This is a genomic window from Candidatus Enterococcus wittei (assembly GCF_002140175.1).
Lineage (GTDB): Bacteria > Bacillota > Bacilli > Lactobacillales > Enterococcaceae > Enterococcus_B > Enterococcus_B wittei.
This window is the reverse complement of record NZ_NGMO01000005.1, coordinates 63,848-64,432: the sequence shown is the minus strand read 5'-3', so window position 1 is coordinate 64,432 and position 585 is coordinate 63,848. Positions and strand designations below refer to the sequence as shown.

At 39.7% G+C, this 585-nt stretch carries 1 pseudogene; it reads left to right on the top strand.

Features of this window, described 5'->3' with window-relative positions:
* Nucleotides 1–585: pseudogene (locus A5844_RS14360) on the top strand (hypothetical protein); the annotation flags it as partial.

Sequence of the window (585 nt, the reverse complement as noted above, 5' to 3'; positions counted from 1 at the left end):
TGGTTTTCTCAATTGCCAGATAAACCGGATGATTATGAGTATTCATATATCAAAGTAAGTAATCCTCTTTCTCAGACTTGGGCACCAAATGAGACAGGTGAAATCGTCGTTGAGTTGAAACACAAGCCTTCAGGGGCCTTAGAGTACTATAATACAAAGTATACAGTAAAAGATACACAAGCACCGACATATTCATTTGCTGCTACTCAGACATTAACTTTTCAAGCACGTCGAACAGGAGAGCCTACACGTGAAGAATTGTTTCCATTTTTTAATGGTTCATTGACTGATAATTGGACGGAACCTAATAAAATAGATATATCTATGTCTAGGAATATCGCAGGAATTTCACCAGGGGGAACTGGTGCAGCGACATTTGTAGTAGGTGATGAGGCAGGAAACACTTCAACTACCCCAAGTTTTGTCTATAAAATTGTGGACACACAAGCACCAACGGCAACAGTCAAAAATTCGGTGATTGAGTTTCCGGGACGACCATCAGGGAGTCTGACTCGGGATGAGTTGCTTCAATTTGTAGAAGGTGATTTAAAGGATAACTGGAGTTTACCAGCTAATATTAAAATT